The organism is Pedobacter sp. G11 (assembly GCF_003860265.1).
Lineage (GTDB): Bacteria > Bacteroidota > Bacteroidia > Sphingobacteriales > Sphingobacteriaceae > Pedobacter > Pedobacter agri.
This window is the reverse complement of record NZ_CP034190.1, coordinates 4,095,781-4,109,549: the sequence shown is the minus strand read 5'-3', so window position 1 is coordinate 4,109,549 and position 13,769 is coordinate 4,095,781. Positions and strand designations below refer to the sequence as shown.

At 36.8% G+C, this 13,769-nt stretch carries 14 protein-coding genes; 11 read left to right on the top strand and 3 right to left on the bottom strand.

Features of this window, described 5'->3' with window-relative positions; genetic code table 11:
• Nucleotides 1–36: 36 nt before the first annotated feature.
• Nucleotides 37–807 carry a queuosine precursor transporter gene (locus EA772_RS17730; protein ID WP_010600273.1) on the bottom strand — a complete coding sequence of 257 codons (771 nt, stop codon included), beginning with the start codon at nucleotides 805–807 and terminating at the stop codon, nucleotides 37–39.
• A gap of 145 nt (nucleotides 808–952) precedes the next feature.
• Here EA772_RS17730 and EA772_RS17725 point away from each other — a divergent pair, with 145 nt between their 5' ends.
• The 7 genes from EA772_RS17725 (at nucleotide 953) to EA772_RS17695 (ending at nucleotide 8,145) form a co-directional block, all read left to right on the top strand.
• Nucleotides 953–2,179, top strand: coding sequence for a multidrug effflux MFS transporter (locus EA772_RS17725; protein ID WP_124914351.1), 1,227 nt, complete (start codon nucleotides 953–955; stop codon nucleotides 2,177–2,179).
• 158 nt (nucleotides 2,180–2,337) lie between these two features.
• Nucleotides 2,338–3,483, top strand: coding sequence for a methionine aminotransferase (locus EA772_RS17720; RefSeq protein ID WP_010600271.1), 1,146 nt, complete (start codon nucleotides 2,338–2,340; stop codon nucleotides 3,481–3,483).
• A gap of 21 nt (nucleotides 3,484–3,504) precedes the next feature.
• Nucleotides 3,505–4,308 (top strand): nitrilase family protein, encoded by an 804-nt coding sequence (locus tag EA772_RS17715; protein WP_210405050.1) that lies wholly within the window; start codon nucleotides 3,505–3,507, stop codon nucleotides 4,306–4,308.
• Between the two features lie 65 nt (nucleotides 4,309–4,373).
• Nucleotides 4,374–5,408 (top strand): N(4)-(beta-N-acetylglucosaminyl)-L-asparaginase, encoded by a 1,035-nt coding sequence (locus EA772_RS17710; protein ID WP_124914350.1) that lies wholly within the window; start codon nucleotides 4,374–4,376, stop codon nucleotides 5,406–5,408.
• Nucleotides 5,409–5,455: 47 nt separating this feature from the next.
• On the top strand, nucleotides 5,456–6,328 hold the full coding sequence (locus EA772_RS17705; protein WP_124914349.1) for a YegJ family protein: 873 nt from the start codon (nucleotides 5,456–5,458) through the stop codon (nucleotides 6,326–6,328).
• A gap of 12 nt (nucleotides 6,329–6,340) precedes the next feature.
• Entirely contained in the window at nucleotides 6,341–7,081 is a 741-nt protein-coding gene (locus EA772_RS17700) for a copper homeostasis protein CutC (protein ID WP_124914348.1), read from the top strand.
• A gap of 539 nt (nucleotides 7,082–7,620) precedes the next feature.
• Nucleotides 7,621–8,145: a hypothetical protein gene (locus EA772_RS17695; protein WP_124914347.1), complete on the top strand. Its 525-nt coding sequence runs from the start codon at nucleotides 7,621–7,623 to the stop codon at nucleotides 8,143–8,145.
• Between the two features lie 520 nt (nucleotides 8,146–8,665).
• On the opposite strand, the gene EA772_RS17685 is transcribed toward EA772_RS17695, so the two are convergent.
• Both EA772_RS17685 and EA772_RS17680 read right to left on the bottom strand, forming a co-directional pair.
• The gene (locus EA772_RS17685; RefSeq protein ID WP_124914345.1) at nucleotides 8,666–9,250 is read right to left on the bottom strand and encodes a Crp/Fnr family transcriptional regulator; all 585 of its coding nucleotides are present in this window, start codon (nucleotides 9,248–9,250) and stop codon (nucleotides 8,666–8,668) included.
• Nucleotides 9,251–9,256: 6 nt separating this feature from the next.
• Nucleotides 9,257–10,243, bottom strand: coding sequence for a D-alanine--D-alanine ligase (locus EA772_RS17680; protein ID WP_124914344.1), 987 nt, complete (start codon nucleotides 10,241–10,243; stop codon nucleotides 9,257–9,259).
• Nucleotides 10,244–10,454: 211 nt separating this feature from the next.
• Between EA772_RS17680 and EA772_RS17675 the strand changes: the two genes are divergently transcribed.
• The 4 genes from EA772_RS17675 to EA772_RS17660 are packed head-to-tail and all read left to right on the top strand — an operon-like array spanning nucleotide 10,455 to nucleotide 13,693.
• A complete protein-coding gene (locus EA772_RS17675) occupies nucleotides 10,455–11,225 on the top strand; it encodes a PASTA domain-containing protein (protein WP_010603403.1) in 771 nt (256 codons plus the stop codon).
• A gap of 6 nt (nucleotides 11,226–11,231) precedes the next feature.
• Complete coding sequence (gene mltG, locus EA772_RS17670) at nucleotides 11,232–12,287, top strand: endolytic transglycosylase MltG (RefSeq protein ID WP_124914343.1); 1,056 nt, start codon at nucleotides 11,232–11,234, stop codon at nucleotides 12,285–12,287.
• Complete coding sequence (locus EA772_RS17665) at nucleotides 12,287–12,700, top strand: thioesterase family protein (RefSeq protein ID WP_124914342.1); 414 nt, start codon at nucleotides 12,287–12,289, stop codon at nucleotides 12,698–12,700. The genes mltG and EA772_RS17665 overlap by 1 nt, the downstream gene beginning before the upstream one ends.
• A 3-nt stretch (nucleotides 12,701–12,703) precedes the next feature.
• Nucleotides 12,704–13,693, top strand: a complete 990-nt coding sequence (locus EA772_RS17660; RefSeq protein WP_010600901.1) for a YihY/virulence factor BrkB family protein — start codon at nucleotides 12,704–12,706, stop codon at nucleotides 13,691–13,693.
• Nucleotides 13,694–13,769: the final 76 nt, after the last annotated feature.

Sequence of the window (13,769 nt, the reverse complement as noted above, 5' to 3'; positions counted from 1 at the left end):
AAGGTCGGAGCGATTCCGACCTTTTGCGTTAAAATTCTAACCTCTTCCTGCCATTTCTGTTAGTTTTCTGGCTAAATCTTTACCAAGGTATCCATCAATAATGGCATGTACCACATACAATATTGGCGTCATTAAAATTGCTACAACGAATTTATAGGTGTAGTTAACCAAGCCAATAGCGGCAACCATTTGCCAGCTGTAATGATATTGGGGATTTAAATAGAAGGCGATGAAAATTACAACAAAACTATCAATCAGTTGAGAAACTACCGTTGAACCGGTTGCCCTTAACCATAGCGATTTCTCTCCTGTTATTTTTTTTATGCGATGAAAAATAAGGACATCGGCAAGTTGGCCGACAATAAAAGCAACGATTGAACCGACTATAATCCACATACCCTGGCCGAAGATACCTGCAAAGGCGTTGTTCATATTCAAATCTTCTCCATTTATATTTTGATGTACCCAAAAATCGGCAGCACTTAAATGCATCGAACCCCACACCACTAAAAAGGCAAACGCTATTAATATTGATGTAAGAATCGATAGGAATCGGACTTGCTTTACGCCAAAATACTCATTGATGATATCTGTCATGATGAAAATAATTGGCCAGGTGAGCACTCCAGCCGACATCACAAATGATAAATTTGGAACGCCAAACAAATTGATATCAAACTTTTTAAATCCCAGAGTTTCTTCAACGCTGAATAACTTAACCCCAATAAATTCTGATAGTATTGCATTTGCCACAAAAAAACTTCCCAGAATGAGAAGTAAACGGCTTTCTTTAGTTTTAAAAGTCATAGCGCATAAATCTAAAGATAAATCAAATCAGAATGATGTTTTTAGCTGTTAAATTTTACTTTCGATACCTTTTGACAATCATTCGACCTTAAAAATAGTTTAAGAACTTAAATCTCCCAATCTTTGCGCACGGAATTACTATAACATGGCTAATAAACAACACTTCTTTCTAATCCTCATTTTAGGTTCACTTGCAGCGCTCGGACCTTTTTCAATTGATATGTACCTGCCAGGTTTTGTAGATATTGCCAATGATTTAAAGAGTTCTGAATCTACAGTTGCGTTGTCGCTATCTAGTTTCTTTATTGGCATATCTGCTGGTCAGCTTTTATACGGTCCGTTGCTTGATAAGTTTGGCCGTAAAAAGCCACTTTATTTTGGTTTGGTACTTTATATTATCGCATCGTTTTTATGTTTGGCCGTTACAGATGTGAACCAATTGATTGTTTTGCGCTTTGTACAAGCCATAGGAAGTTGCGCAACTGCGGTTGCTTCGGTAGCAATGGTTCGCGATTTATTTTCGGTAGAAGAAAGTCCAAAAGTGTTTGCCTCACTGATGTTGGTTATTGCTGTTTCGCCAATGCTTGCACCAACTGCCGGCGGTTATTTGATAGCTGCACTGGGCTGGAAATATGTTTTTGTTTTCTTAGGGTTTATGGCGATCTTGATATTGCTAGCCTCAATTTTCAAATTACCAGAAAGCTACAAGCCCGATCCGAATTATTCTTTAAAACCAAAGCCAATTCTGAACAGTTTTTTAACAGTTTTAAAAGAGCCTCAATTTTCTACCTATGCATTAATTAGCTCGATCACCTTTTCTGGTTTATTTGCCTATGTTTCTTCTTCGCCACAAGTTTTTATGAAGATTTATGAAGTGAGTAAAACAGGCTACGGATGGATATTTGCATTATTATCCGTATTTTTTATTGGTTCGAGTCAAATTAACAGTTTAATTTTAAAGTGGTTTACCAGTAAACAAATTGTAACCTGGGCGTTACTGGCACAATGTGTTTTCAGTTTAATATTCCTGATTTTCGCTTTAAACGACTGGCTAAACTTATATTCAACAATAGGATTTATTGCATTATTTTTGTGCTGTTTAGGCTTTATTAATCCAAATGCAGCTGCTTTATCTTTGGCGCCATTTAGCAAAAATGCAGGCAGTGCCTCTGCGCTAATGGGTGCATTACAAATGGGATTAGGTGCATTGGCATCTGTAATGGTAAGTTTGTTTAGCGAACACTCCATAGTTCCGATGCCGTTGGTAATGACATTTGCAGCATTTACGGCCCTGATTTGCTTGTTAATCGGAAAAAGATTTATCAAAACAGAAATCGAGGCATCTGCAGATGTCGCTGTGGCGGGACATTAACTAAATTTAATTGCTTTCCGTTTGATATGTTAGTGTTCGACTTATAGTGTTATAAACGCAGACTAATCCTGTTTTTCAATATGCTTGTTTTCAAATCAGACGAATGAAAACCTGGTAATTTATTCCTTAAGGTTTTTTTTGCTATTTTCGCTTATAACATGTTGAATATACAATCGAAACTTCCAGGCGTAAGTACTACCATTTTCTCGGTAATGTCTAAACTTGCGGCAGAACATAATGCCATTAATTTATCTCAGGGTTTCCCGGATTATCCCTGCGATCCAAAACTGACTGAGTTGGTGAATAAAGCCATGAAGGATGGCTACAACCAGTACGCACCAATGCCTGGTAATAATTTTTTGAAAGAAACCATTGCTGAAAAAGTAGCTAAACTTTACCAGGTAGAATATAATCCCGACACTGAAATTACTGTTACTGCCGGTGGAACACAGGCCATATTTACAGCTTTAGCAGCTATAATAAATCCGGGCGATGAAGTAATAATTTTTGAACCTGCTTATGATAGCTATGCACCTACCATTAAACTTTTAGGTGGATTAGTTAAAACCTATGAACTTGCGCCCCCTAACTATGGTATAGATTGGGATATGGTAAAAAAGCTGTTCACTTCGAGTACAAGGATGATTATATTGAATTCTCCCCAAAACCCGACAGGTAGTATTTTATCAGAAGAAGATATGAAAGCGCTCATCAAGCTGATCAACGGAACGGATATTTTAATTCTCAGCGATGAAGTTTATGAGCACTTAATTTTTGATGACCAGAAGCACAAAAGCGTAATGCTTTTTCCCGAATTAAGGGAAAGAAGTTTCGTTGTCGCATCGTTTGGAAAACTCTTACACGCTACAGGATGGAAATTAGGTTATTGCCTCGCTCCTGCTCAATTAACGAAAGAATTTAGAAAAGTACACCAATTTAATGTTTTCAGCGTTAATAGCCCGATGCAGCAAGCTATTGCAGATTATATTAAAGAACCAGGAAATTATACTGGGATAACAAGTTTTTTCGAAGAAAAACGCAATTATTTCAGAGGGCTATTGGCAGAAAGCCGGTTTGAATTACTGCCTTGTAATGGCTCGTACTTCCAGTGCGCCAGTTACCATAAAATCAGCGATGAAAAGGATACAGATTTTAGCATCAGGCTGATTAAAGAATTTGGTGTTGCCACCATCCCAGTTTCGGCATTCTACCAAAAAGCAACTGACCACAAAATCATTAGATTCTGTTTTGCCAAAGAAAATTCAACCCTCGCAATGGCAGCAGAAAAATTAAAAAATGTTTAATCATCCCGTAAAACTAAACATATGAATACACCTGTTTACACTCAAATAGAGAACCTGAAAGTTACCGTATTTCAGGCTTATCTTTTTTGGGAAAACATAGAAAAAAACTTACAAAACCTCGCACTCCGCTTATCAATGGGTGTTCGGGAAAAGACGGATCTGATCATTTTGCCGGAAATGTTTAACAGTGGGTTTAGTATGAACTCTGAGGCTTTGGCTGAAGAAATGGGTGGCTTTACCATGCAGTGGATGCAGCAAATGGCCTATAAATATAATTGCGTAATTACGGGCAGTTTAATCATCAAAGAAGACGGAAATTATTATAATCGTTTAATTTGGATGGAGCAGAACGGCGATCATCAATACTACGATAAACGGCATTTATTTGGGTTGGGTGAAGAAGACAAAAACTTCAGTCCCGGCAAGGATAAACTCATTGTTGAACTTAAAGGATGGAAAATAAGATTAGCGGTCTGTTATGATTTACGCTTTCCCGTTTGGTTGCGTAATGTAGATGAAGAATATGATATCTTACTGCTGGTTGCAAGCTGGCCCGACAAGCGCTCATCACATTGGAAAGCTTTAATTCCGGCCCGTGCAATCGAAAATCAAAGTTATGTAATTGCTGTAAACCGTGTTGGCCACGATGGTAATCAAATTTATCACAGTGGACATTCGATGTGTATCGATCCTTACGGAAGTACCGTATATTACAAGCCTGAAGACGAGGATTTATATACTTTTAGTATCAACTACGAAGAATTGATAAAAATCAGACGTCAGTTTCCATTTCTAAAAGATGCGGATAAGTTCAGCATCAGTTGAGATATCTTGATTTAGTCCACACAACTTAACTTTTCCAATAATTAAAAAATAGAATATCCCTAAACATGTTCAACCGTCGTAAATTTTTAAAAGCCTCTGCCCTTTCTGCCGGATTAATAGCTATTGATAAAAGCAGCATGGCTGATGCACTTCCAGCTTCAACAAAAAAAACAGCAAGTTTTCCAATTGTTATCTCCACCTGGGATTTTGGTATTGCAGCGAATGCTGATGCCTGGAAGGTACTTTCGAAAGGAGGAAAAGCTTTAGACGCCGTTGAGCAGGGGGTTTGGGTGCCCGAGGCAGATGAAAATAACCAATCTGTAGGTTATGGTGGCTTACCGGATCGTGATGGTAAAGTAACTTTAGACGCCTGTATTATGGATGAAAATGGAAACTGCGGTGCGGTTTTGGCATTAGAACATATCAAACATCCAATTTCAGTTGCCCGTAAAGTGATGGAAAAAACACCTCACGTAATGCTCGCAGGTGATGGTGCGTTACAATTCGCATTGGAACAAGGTTTTAAAAAAGAAAATTTGCTTACCCCTTCAAGTGAAGCGGCCTGGAAAGAATGGCTCAAAACTGCGAAATATGAGCCAGTGATAAACATCGAAAACAAGCTTTATGATAAAGCAGCGCCTCAGAAACTTCCAGGAAATCAATATAATCATGATACCATCGGCATGTTGGCTATTGATGCCAAAGGAAATATATCTGGTGCCTGTACCACCAGTGGCATGGCGTACAAACTGCATGGCAGAATTGGAGATAGCCCAATTATCGGTGCTGGTTTGTATGTAGATAATGAGGTAGGTGGTGCAACTTCTACTGGCGTGGGCGAAGAGGTTGTTCGCAATGTTGGCTCATTTTTAGTTGTTGAGCTAATGCGACAAGGTTATGCTCCTGAAGCTGCATGCAAAGAAGCCGTAATGCGTATCATTAAAAAGAAACCGGAAACAGCTAAAAAGATTCAGGTTGGTTTTCTAGCCATCAATAAAAAAGGAGAATATGGCGCTTATGCCATCCAGCAAGGATTTAGTTATGCAGTTTGCAATGCTGAAAAACAGGATTTGCTGATCAAAGGAAAAAGCTATTATTAACAATAACATTTCATCCCAACCAAAATTCAAAACTTAAAAATTAAAGAATGGGATTACTCTCCAAAATTTTCGGTAAAAAAAACGTAGAAGAACGTCAGGGTGAACCGGATATGATGTACGTTTCAAATGAAGATGAACGTATGAATTGGGCTATTGAAAAAGCCAACTTAACATTATGGTATTTTGAAAAGAGTTTGGAAAATCCTCAAAGTCATCAGGTTTACTTTTCCATAAAGGTAAAAATTATTGATGGTGATAATGGAGAACATATCTGGCTAACAGAACCTCACTTCGACAATGAAGGACACTTATATGGCACCATTGGAAATGAGCCTGTTGATGTAAAAACAGTTAAATTAAACCAGAAAATTGGAATAGATCGAAGTATGATATCTGACTGGATGATTCTGGAAAACGGACGTTTGATTGGCGGCTATACCATCAGGGCGATAAGAGATGGCATTCCGGATAAAGATAAATCAGCCTTTGATCAAAACATAGGTTTATATATTGATGAAGGCGTTGATCATTTCAAACCCAATTTTGATACACCGGAAGGTGCAATTTTAGCATTGGAGCAGGCATACAATGATAAAAATTTAGATGCTGCAATCGCATGTAAAGATTTTAAAGAGGAGGCCAAAATGATGCTGACTTCAACCAGTATGCCTCAGGATGCGGAAATTGTTCAGCAAATGGCCGAAGTTTTGGAGTTGTCATTTGTTAATAATTTAGAGGAGCATGGATTTCCAGATTTTACTGGTTTGCAAAGCGCCTTCAAAAGAGAACGGGTAGATAATCACCACTATATCATTACTGAAATTTGTTGGTTTCCGGATGGTGGAAAATCAATCCAAAAACTGAATGTATTCAAATCAGTGAGCGGTTGGAAGGTTTTAGGACCTATTAATGAAGATTAAAACAACTTTAAAATGGCTGGAACTTTAGAAGTTTGTGCGAATGGTTACGAATCTGCTTTAAATGCCCAGATGGGTGGCGCTACCCGTGTAGAGTTTTGCGATAATTTAGCCGAAGGTGGAACTACACCAAGCTATGGACAAATTGCATTGGCAAAAAAAAATCTTAATATCGAAATTTGGCCAATCATTCGTCCACGAGGCGGAGATTTTCTTTATTCCGATCTCGAGTTTGACTTGATGAAGGAAGATATAAAGATCTTTAAATCATTAAATTGTGATGGTGTCGTGATTGGAATACTCAACCCTGATGGAACAATTGACCAGAAACGGTGTGCGGAGTTGATAGCTTTGGCAAACCCGCTGCCTGTATCGTTTCACAGGGCTTTCGACATGAGTAACGATATGAGCTTAGCCCTGGAAGACTTGATAGCACTGGGCATTGTTCGTGTGCTCTCCTCCGGTGGCGCAAATTCGGCAATTCAGGGAGCAGCAAAAATAGCACAGCTGGTAAAACAAGCCAATGGACGGATTTCGATTATGCCGGGCGCAGGGATCAATAGCAATAATATTCAAGATCTCATTGAAATTTCTGGTGCTGATACGTTTCATGCATCTTGCAAAACCTATGTATCAAGTAAAATGATATTCCGAAATAGTGAAACAAAAATGGGGAGTATTGATGATGAATACCAATATGAATTGACTAATATCGATCGCGTGAAGGAGCTTGTACACATCATTAATCACTCTTAAATCTTTGCTATTTTGAAGCCTCATTACTTCCTGCTATCATCAGCTATACTTTTTCTATTGGCTTCTTTTTTGATTTCGCCTCTCGACCTGACTTTGAATATAGTAGATACTTACTTTATTATTCCTGTTACTCATTTTTTGAGGTGTAGTGCAATAGGTCTACTCTTATTTGCTGCTTTTTATAAATGCTTCAATCATTATTTAATCTCAAAGATGTTGACCTGGATTCACGTTCTTTCTCTCCTTTTGTTCACATTGATTATCGCCTTAATGAGTTATAGTTTTAATAAATCTCTTGCCGTAGTCGAAATTTCAGATCAAGGTACTTCTAGCTTTTTTGGGAGACACCATAGAACAAACCACATAATCCTCTCAACTTTGATTGTAATGCAAATTTTGCCAGTGCTAAATATAATATTTGGAGTGGTGAACAGGCATAAAAGAAATATTAAATAGTGTGAAAATGTTTACATAATTACCTTATAATGATTTAGTTATCATATATTTTATATATTTAGATAACTAAACAATAAACTTTTATGAAAACAATCTCATCGCTATTTGTTATCGCGTTAATTGTTGCTGCTTGTCAGAATCATGACGCTAAAATATCTGAAACAACTTCGTCAGATACCACAAAATATCCTTATGAATTTAAAAAAGTCCAGGAATGGGAAATGAACAAGGATGCTAAAAACGGATTAACGACACTCAACGTGATTAAATCTTTCGAGAACATGGACACCTTGGCTATGGGGAAACTTTTACACGATAGCGTTTGGTTTAATCTCGATGGTTATAGATTTAAGGGAACCAAATCTCAATTTTTAAAGGATGTAACCGGGGAATTTGCGAGAATGCGTAATTTAAAAATCGAGATGGAGGATATGGAATCGGTGATAAATAAAGATAAAACTGAAGAATGGGTGAGCTTATGGTATAAACAGGTTACCACAACAAAAGATGGCAAAGTAGATACCATTCAGCTATACAACGATTTTAAGCTTAAAGATGGAAAAGTACAAGGTATGTCGGAATATGTACAACATCCTATGAAAAAATAAGAAAAGCCCATAAGGGCTTTTCATTTATCACTTTTCTCCGCTGCCTGGTACATAGTGTAATCCAGGAGTTAAATAATGCAAAAGGATTACCCGAGAATACCTGTAATTTATCGGGGAGCATAAAAACACTCCAAATAATATAAAGCCAACATAATACCATAAATTTTCATAGATCAGATCTAAACCCAAAACATATGATGCTACGCCAATAGTAATAATTTCTGCAACATTCATTGCATAACTTACAAACATCGCGACATAGAAGAAACCTGGTTCCCGCTCGAATTTCAGATTACAAACCGGGCAATAAATGTTTGTTTTTTGTAGCCTGAAAGAATATGCGCTGCCTGTGAAAATATCTCCCTGGCGGCAGCGTGGACATTTACATTGTATAAAAGATTGAAATTTAGATAATTCGGTCATATGTTTTTGCTAGTTAATGAGGCAAATTTAAAACTAATAAAAAGCCTAGTTTATGACCTACATCATATTTTGTCAGTAAATAGATTGAACTGCTGATTTATTTTAGCTTTATGATTTTGCCTTTATCAGTTTTAATAAATTCTTTTTCACGCAATGATTTAATCTCCCTGATCACCGTTTCCACTCTCAAACCAGTCATATCTGCGAGTTCCTGCCTTGTTACGTTTAAGCTATCACCAACCTCGACATCATCCATCAGGTAATTAATTATGGTTAAGAGCCGATGTTCAGCTTTTTCGTTCGCCAACTCCTCCAGCATCATCGACTTATAAAAGAGCCTGTTACTTAATTTTTGAATAAGACTCGTGCTAAAGCCTGGGGTGTTTTCTATTAAGTTAAAGAAATCCGTTTTATTTACCAGAATAATTTCTGATTGTTTACTCGCAATTGTATAAGCTAAATATCTTCTATTTACAATTAAAGCAGGTTCGCCGAAGTATTGACCAGCCTTAAAAATACCCTGGATAAATTCTTTGCCATGCTCGCTTACGGTAACCATCCTAACCTCGCCTGTTTTAATGAAGTAAACATACCTCGGTAACATGCCAGGTTCATAAATAAGTTTATCTTTTGGATATTCTTTTACAGCAAAGCCCCTCTGAATTAGTTCCTGAATATCCATTAAAGATTAGTTAAGCGTTTCTTTCATCAAATCTGTATAAAACTGTTTTAACGTTATGCCCATAGCGGCAACTTGCTGTGGGATAAAACTTGTAGCAGTTTGACCAGGTATGGTATTAATTTCGATGAAATAAAATTTGCCTGTTTCATGCTCCAGAAAATAATCGATACGAACTACTCCCCTGCAATTTAGTTTGATATAAACTTCTTTTATAATTTGATGAACTCTTGCATACTCCTCTTCGCTCATATTCCCCGGAGTAATTTCCTGAGTAGCACCAGGTGTATATTTGGCTTCGAAATCAAAAAATTCATTTGCAGGGATTACCTCTGTGGTTGGTAAAACTGTGATTTCTCCGTTAGCACTGTACACACCAATTGAAAATTCACGGCCACTTACAAACTCCTCAATTAATACCTGGGTATCTTCATGGAATGCCTTATCAAGGGCGCTCTCCAAATCATCAGCATGTTTTACTTTACTCATGCCAATACTGCTCCCGCCGCTATTTGGCTTAACAAAATAAGGTAACCTTAACTCCTGTTTAATTTTCTGTATATCGTACCTGCCGTTTTTGAAGATTTGTATTGATTTGGCCGTGTTTAGTTGATCAATTCCCGCTACAATAGCCTTGGTATATCCTTTATTCATTGTAATAGATGAGGTTAAGGCATTACATGTGGTGTAAGGTATGTTCAACATATCAAAATAACCCTGTAATTTGCCGTCCTCTCCAGGAGAACCATGTATCGCGATAAATACACCATCAAATTTGATTCGTCTTCCTTCTAGGGTTAATGAAAAATCATTTTTGTCAATTTCTATTTTTACGGAATCAGCAGGTTCATAAAACCATCCTTTATCATTTAGCATGATTTTATAAACATCATACAAATCAGCATCGATATTTTGAGCAATGGTTGCTGCACTTTTTACCGAAACAACCCATTCGCCTGTGGTACCGCCTGTTAACAATGCAATTGTTTTTTTCATTTGGAAAAACTGTTAATTATAATAGAATTTGATTATAAATATATCCTCAAAAATATAAATATCTTTGAGCATTGTTTAATTTTGAAGGATAGAATTGGTGATTGGTGGTATTATATTTGCTCAGGGCAATGAACCTGTTGATCAAAAATCGCTATCAATTATTAATTAACTACATTTGAGTTTGCATGCTTAACACCAGAATTTAAGATTCATGTCTAAATTTATAGATTATTTAAAAACAAAATCATTTAGGAACAACATTTTAGCTGCAGTTTTAACTGTTGTTGGCCTATTACTCATCGCATTTTTTAGCTTAAGATATTACACCAAACATGGCCAGGGATTGAATGTTCCTTTAGTTAAAGGTTTGGCATTTGAGCAAGCGGTGCAAAAACTCGAAGATGCAGGACTTAAGTATGAGGTAGATTCAGTTTTTATTATGGATCAGCCTGCAGGAATTGTGATTGATCAGGATCCCGATCCAAACACCTTTGTAAAAGACAACAGAACCATTTATCTGACCATAAATGCAGGGAAAACGCCGAATACAAAATTTCCTGACATAGCATTTAAAACCCTTCGGGAGGCGCAGGCTATTATCGAAAGTTCAAGACTAAAACTTGGAGATACTACGTATAAACCCGATGTGAGCAGAGATGTAGTTTTGGAAGCATCGTTTGGTGGTTCTCCTATTCAGGCTGGAGATATTATCCCCGTTGGCTCAAGAATCAATTTAGTGTTAGGTGATGGAAGAGGAAGTGAAGAGGTTGATGTGCCACAACTGGTTGGCCTAACGGTAGACGAGGCAAAATTCAGCTTAAAAGGTTCTAATTTGAGCCTTGGCAATATTTTATATGAAGGAAGTATTATAGACAGTGCTAATGCGGTGATTGTAAAACAAGATCCAATGCCTGCTGATTCAGTAACGAAAGTCGCTATCGGAACCAGAATTAACATCACCTTATCAAACAAAGAACAATAAATAACAATGACTGAAGTAGAAAAAAAGAATATGAGTACTGGGAAAAAGGTAGCGATTGCAATTGGTGTGGTTGTTATTTTAGTTGCCGGATATTTTGCACTAAACATTTACCAACTTTATTTCTCCCCTAATATTACTGAAAATCAAAAGTACTTGTACATCAAAACTGGCCAAAGTTATGATGAATTAATTATTGAGATTAAAAAAAGGGATATCTTAAAGAGTCCATCATCTTTCGAAGCAGCGGCTGCAAAAATGAATTTAGCACCGAATCTAAAACCTGGCCGTTACCGCTTAAAAAAAGGCATGACGAACAGAACACTTGTTAATTTGATCAAAGCAGGAAACCAGGAACCTGTGAAATTAAAGTTCCAAAACATCCGCAAAAAGGAAAATTTTGCCGCCTATCTGGCCAGTAACCTTGAAGCAGATTCATTAAGCTTTATTTCAGCTTTAGATTCCTCAGCCTTAATTTCAAAATACGGATTTAATCAGGATAATATTTACACCATGTTTATCCCGAATACTTATGAGATGTATTGGAACATTTCTCCTGTAGATTTTTTAGAAAGGATGCATAAAGAGTATGATAAATTCTGGACTACAGAACGCAAACAGAAGGCTGCAAGTTTGAACCTCAACCCTGCTCAGGTTTATACCTTAGCATCAATTGTTGACGCCGAAGCATTATTTGATAAAGAAATGCCGATTATCGCCGGCTTGTACTTAAACAGGTTAAACAAAGGTATTTTGTTACAGGCAGATCCAACAGTTATTTTTGCCAATAACGATTTTACTGTTAAACGGGTTACAGGAAAATTGTTGCAGGTGCAATCGCCATATAACACTTACAAATATGCGGGTTTGCCTCCTGGCCCTATCATGATGCCAAGTATTAACGCGATTGATGCAGTGCTAAATCGCAACCAGAATAATTACATCTACATGTGTGCAAAAGAAGATTTTTCAGGATATCATAATTTTGCTGAAACTAAAGCAGAGCATGAAATAAATGCAAAAAAATATCGTGAGGCGTTAAACAAGAAAAATATCTTCAGGTAATGTTTATACATGAAACTAAAGTGAAAGTTCGCTATGCTGAAACCGACCAAATGGGAGTTGTTCATCATGGAAATTATGCTTTGTATTACGAAATTGCCAGAACTGAATGTTTCGAAGCCTGTTCGGGTATCACTTACGAATCTATGGAGGCTGCTGGAGTGATGTTGCCACTGTTAGAACTGCAATCTAAATTCTTAAAGCCTGCGTTGTATAATCAGGTACTTACTGTAAAATGTATTGTGAGAGATTTGCCTACCGTACGTTTAAATGTAGAATATGAAATTTACAACGAGAAGGATGAATTAATCAATATCGGTAAAACAGTTTTGGTATTTGTTGATAAAAATTCAAGGAGACCATGCCATCCACCAGTTAACTTTATGGAAGGCGTTAAAAAACATTTTACAGCATAATAAATGGAATGGCTACACCGGCAATTATTACATCTTAAAATCTATTCGAAATTTATCGAATGGACTAAAGGCTGCGTTTTGCCTGGTTTTAGCCCATTGCCTTTGTATACCGTTGCAACATTCTTTTTTAGAGAGATTGGTAAAGATACCCTTGTAAACAAATCGTCATCTCTGGCCTACAGCTTTATGCTGGCAATATTTCCGGGTATTATATTTTTATTTACATTGATTCCTTTTATTCCGATTAAAGGTTTCCAGGATCAGTTACTCAATTTGATAGAACTGGTACTGCCCCATAATGCCTACAATGCGTTTGAATCTACGTTAAAAGATATCATTAAAAACCAGAACACCGGATTGTTGTCTTTTGGTTTTTTATCAGCAATATTTTTTGCAACAAATGGCGTAAAAAATTTAATGAAAGCTTTTAATAAGTCTTCCTTAATTATTGAAACCAGAGGGTGGTTGAAGCAACGTTTAATAGCTTTTATTTTAACTTCTGTGATTTGCCTTTCAATTATCGTTTGTATTAGCGCCATGGCGATCGGTGAAGTTGCATTGAATTATATCAAAGGAGAACTACACATTAAGGATAGCTTAGCCGTTTATGCTATTCAGTTTACACGCTGGTCGTTGCTAGCAATTTTATATTTCATTACGATTTCCATATTGTACAGATATGGCCCCTCGCATGCAAAAAAATGGAAGTTGTTTAGTGCAGGATCATGGTTGGCTACGATTTTAGCATTTATAACCATCTGGGGATTTTCTTTCTATATCAATCATTTCGCCTCCTACAATAAGGTGTACGGTTCTATCGGAACTTTGATTGTGGTCATGATCTGGCTTTACTTAAATTCCTTAATTCTACTAATCGGTTTCGAGCTGAATGCTAGTGTTGATGTGAGCAAAAGAAGTGTTAAAATCATCAGACCAACCTTCAATTTATTTAAAAAATCTGATCCTATTGAAGGTAACATTCAAAAAAAATAATTTTTTATACCTCTGTGTTAAGCAATTATCAATTTAATATAAAAAAAATGCTTTCATAGTTTGCAGTTTTAACCGG

Excerpts from the sequence above, each read along its gene's own strand:
- EA772_RS17680 (WP_124914344.1), bottom strand. The coding sequence starts at position 10,243 with ATGAAAAAAACAATTGCATTGTTAACAGGCGGTACCACAGGCGAATGG.
- EA772_RS17720 (WP_010600271.1), top strand. The coding sequence starts at position 2,338 with ATGTTGAATATACAATCGAAACTTCCAGGCGTAAGTACTACCATTTTC.
- EA772_RS17730 (WP_010600273.1), bottom strand. The coding sequence starts at position 807 with ATGACTTTTAAAACTAAAGAAAGCCGTTTACTTCTCATTCTGGGAAGT.
- EA772_RS17700 (WP_124914348.1), top strand. The coding sequence starts at position 6,341 with ATGGCTGGAACTTTAGAAGTTTGTGCGAATGGTTACGAATCTGCTTTA.
- EA772_RS17660 (WP_010600901.1), top strand. The coding sequence starts at position 12,704 with ATGGAATGGCTACACCGGCAATTATTACATCTTAAAATCTATTCGAAA.
- EA772_RS17705 (WP_124914349.1), top strand. The coding sequence starts at position 5,456 with ATGGGATTACTCTCCAAAATTTTCGGTAAAAAAAACGTAGAAGAACGT.
- mltG (WP_124914343.1), top strand. The coding sequence starts at position 11,232 with ATGACTGAAGTAGAAAAAAAGAATATGAGTACTGGGAAAAAGGTAGCG.
- EA772_RS17665 (WP_124914342.1), top strand. The coding sequence starts at position 12,287 with ATGTTTATACATGAAACTAAAGTGAAAGTTCGCTATGCTGAAACCGAC.
- EA772_RS17710 (WP_124914350.1), top strand. The coding sequence starts at position 4,374 with ATGTTCAACCGTCGTAAATTTTTAAAAGCCTCTGCCCTTTCTGCCGGA.
- EA772_RS17715 (WP_210405050.1), top strand. The coding sequence starts at position 3,505 with ATGAATACACCTGTTTACACTCAAATAGAGAACCTGAAAGTTACCGTA.
- EA772_RS17725 (WP_124914351.1), top strand. The coding sequence starts at position 953 with ATGGCTAATAAACAACACTTCTTTCTAATCCTCATTTTAGGTTCACTT.
- EA772_RS17675 (WP_010603403.1), top strand. The coding sequence starts at position 10,455 with ATGTCTAAATTTATAGATTATTTAAAAACAAAATCATTTAGGAACAAC.
- EA772_RS17695 (WP_124914347.1), top strand. The coding sequence starts at position 7,621 with ATGAAAACAATCTCATCGCTATTTGTTATCGCGTTAATTGTTGCTGCT.
- EA772_RS17685 (WP_124914345.1), bottom strand. The coding sequence starts at position 9,250 with ATGGATATTCAGGAACTAATTCAGAGGGGCTTTGCTGTAAAAGAATAT.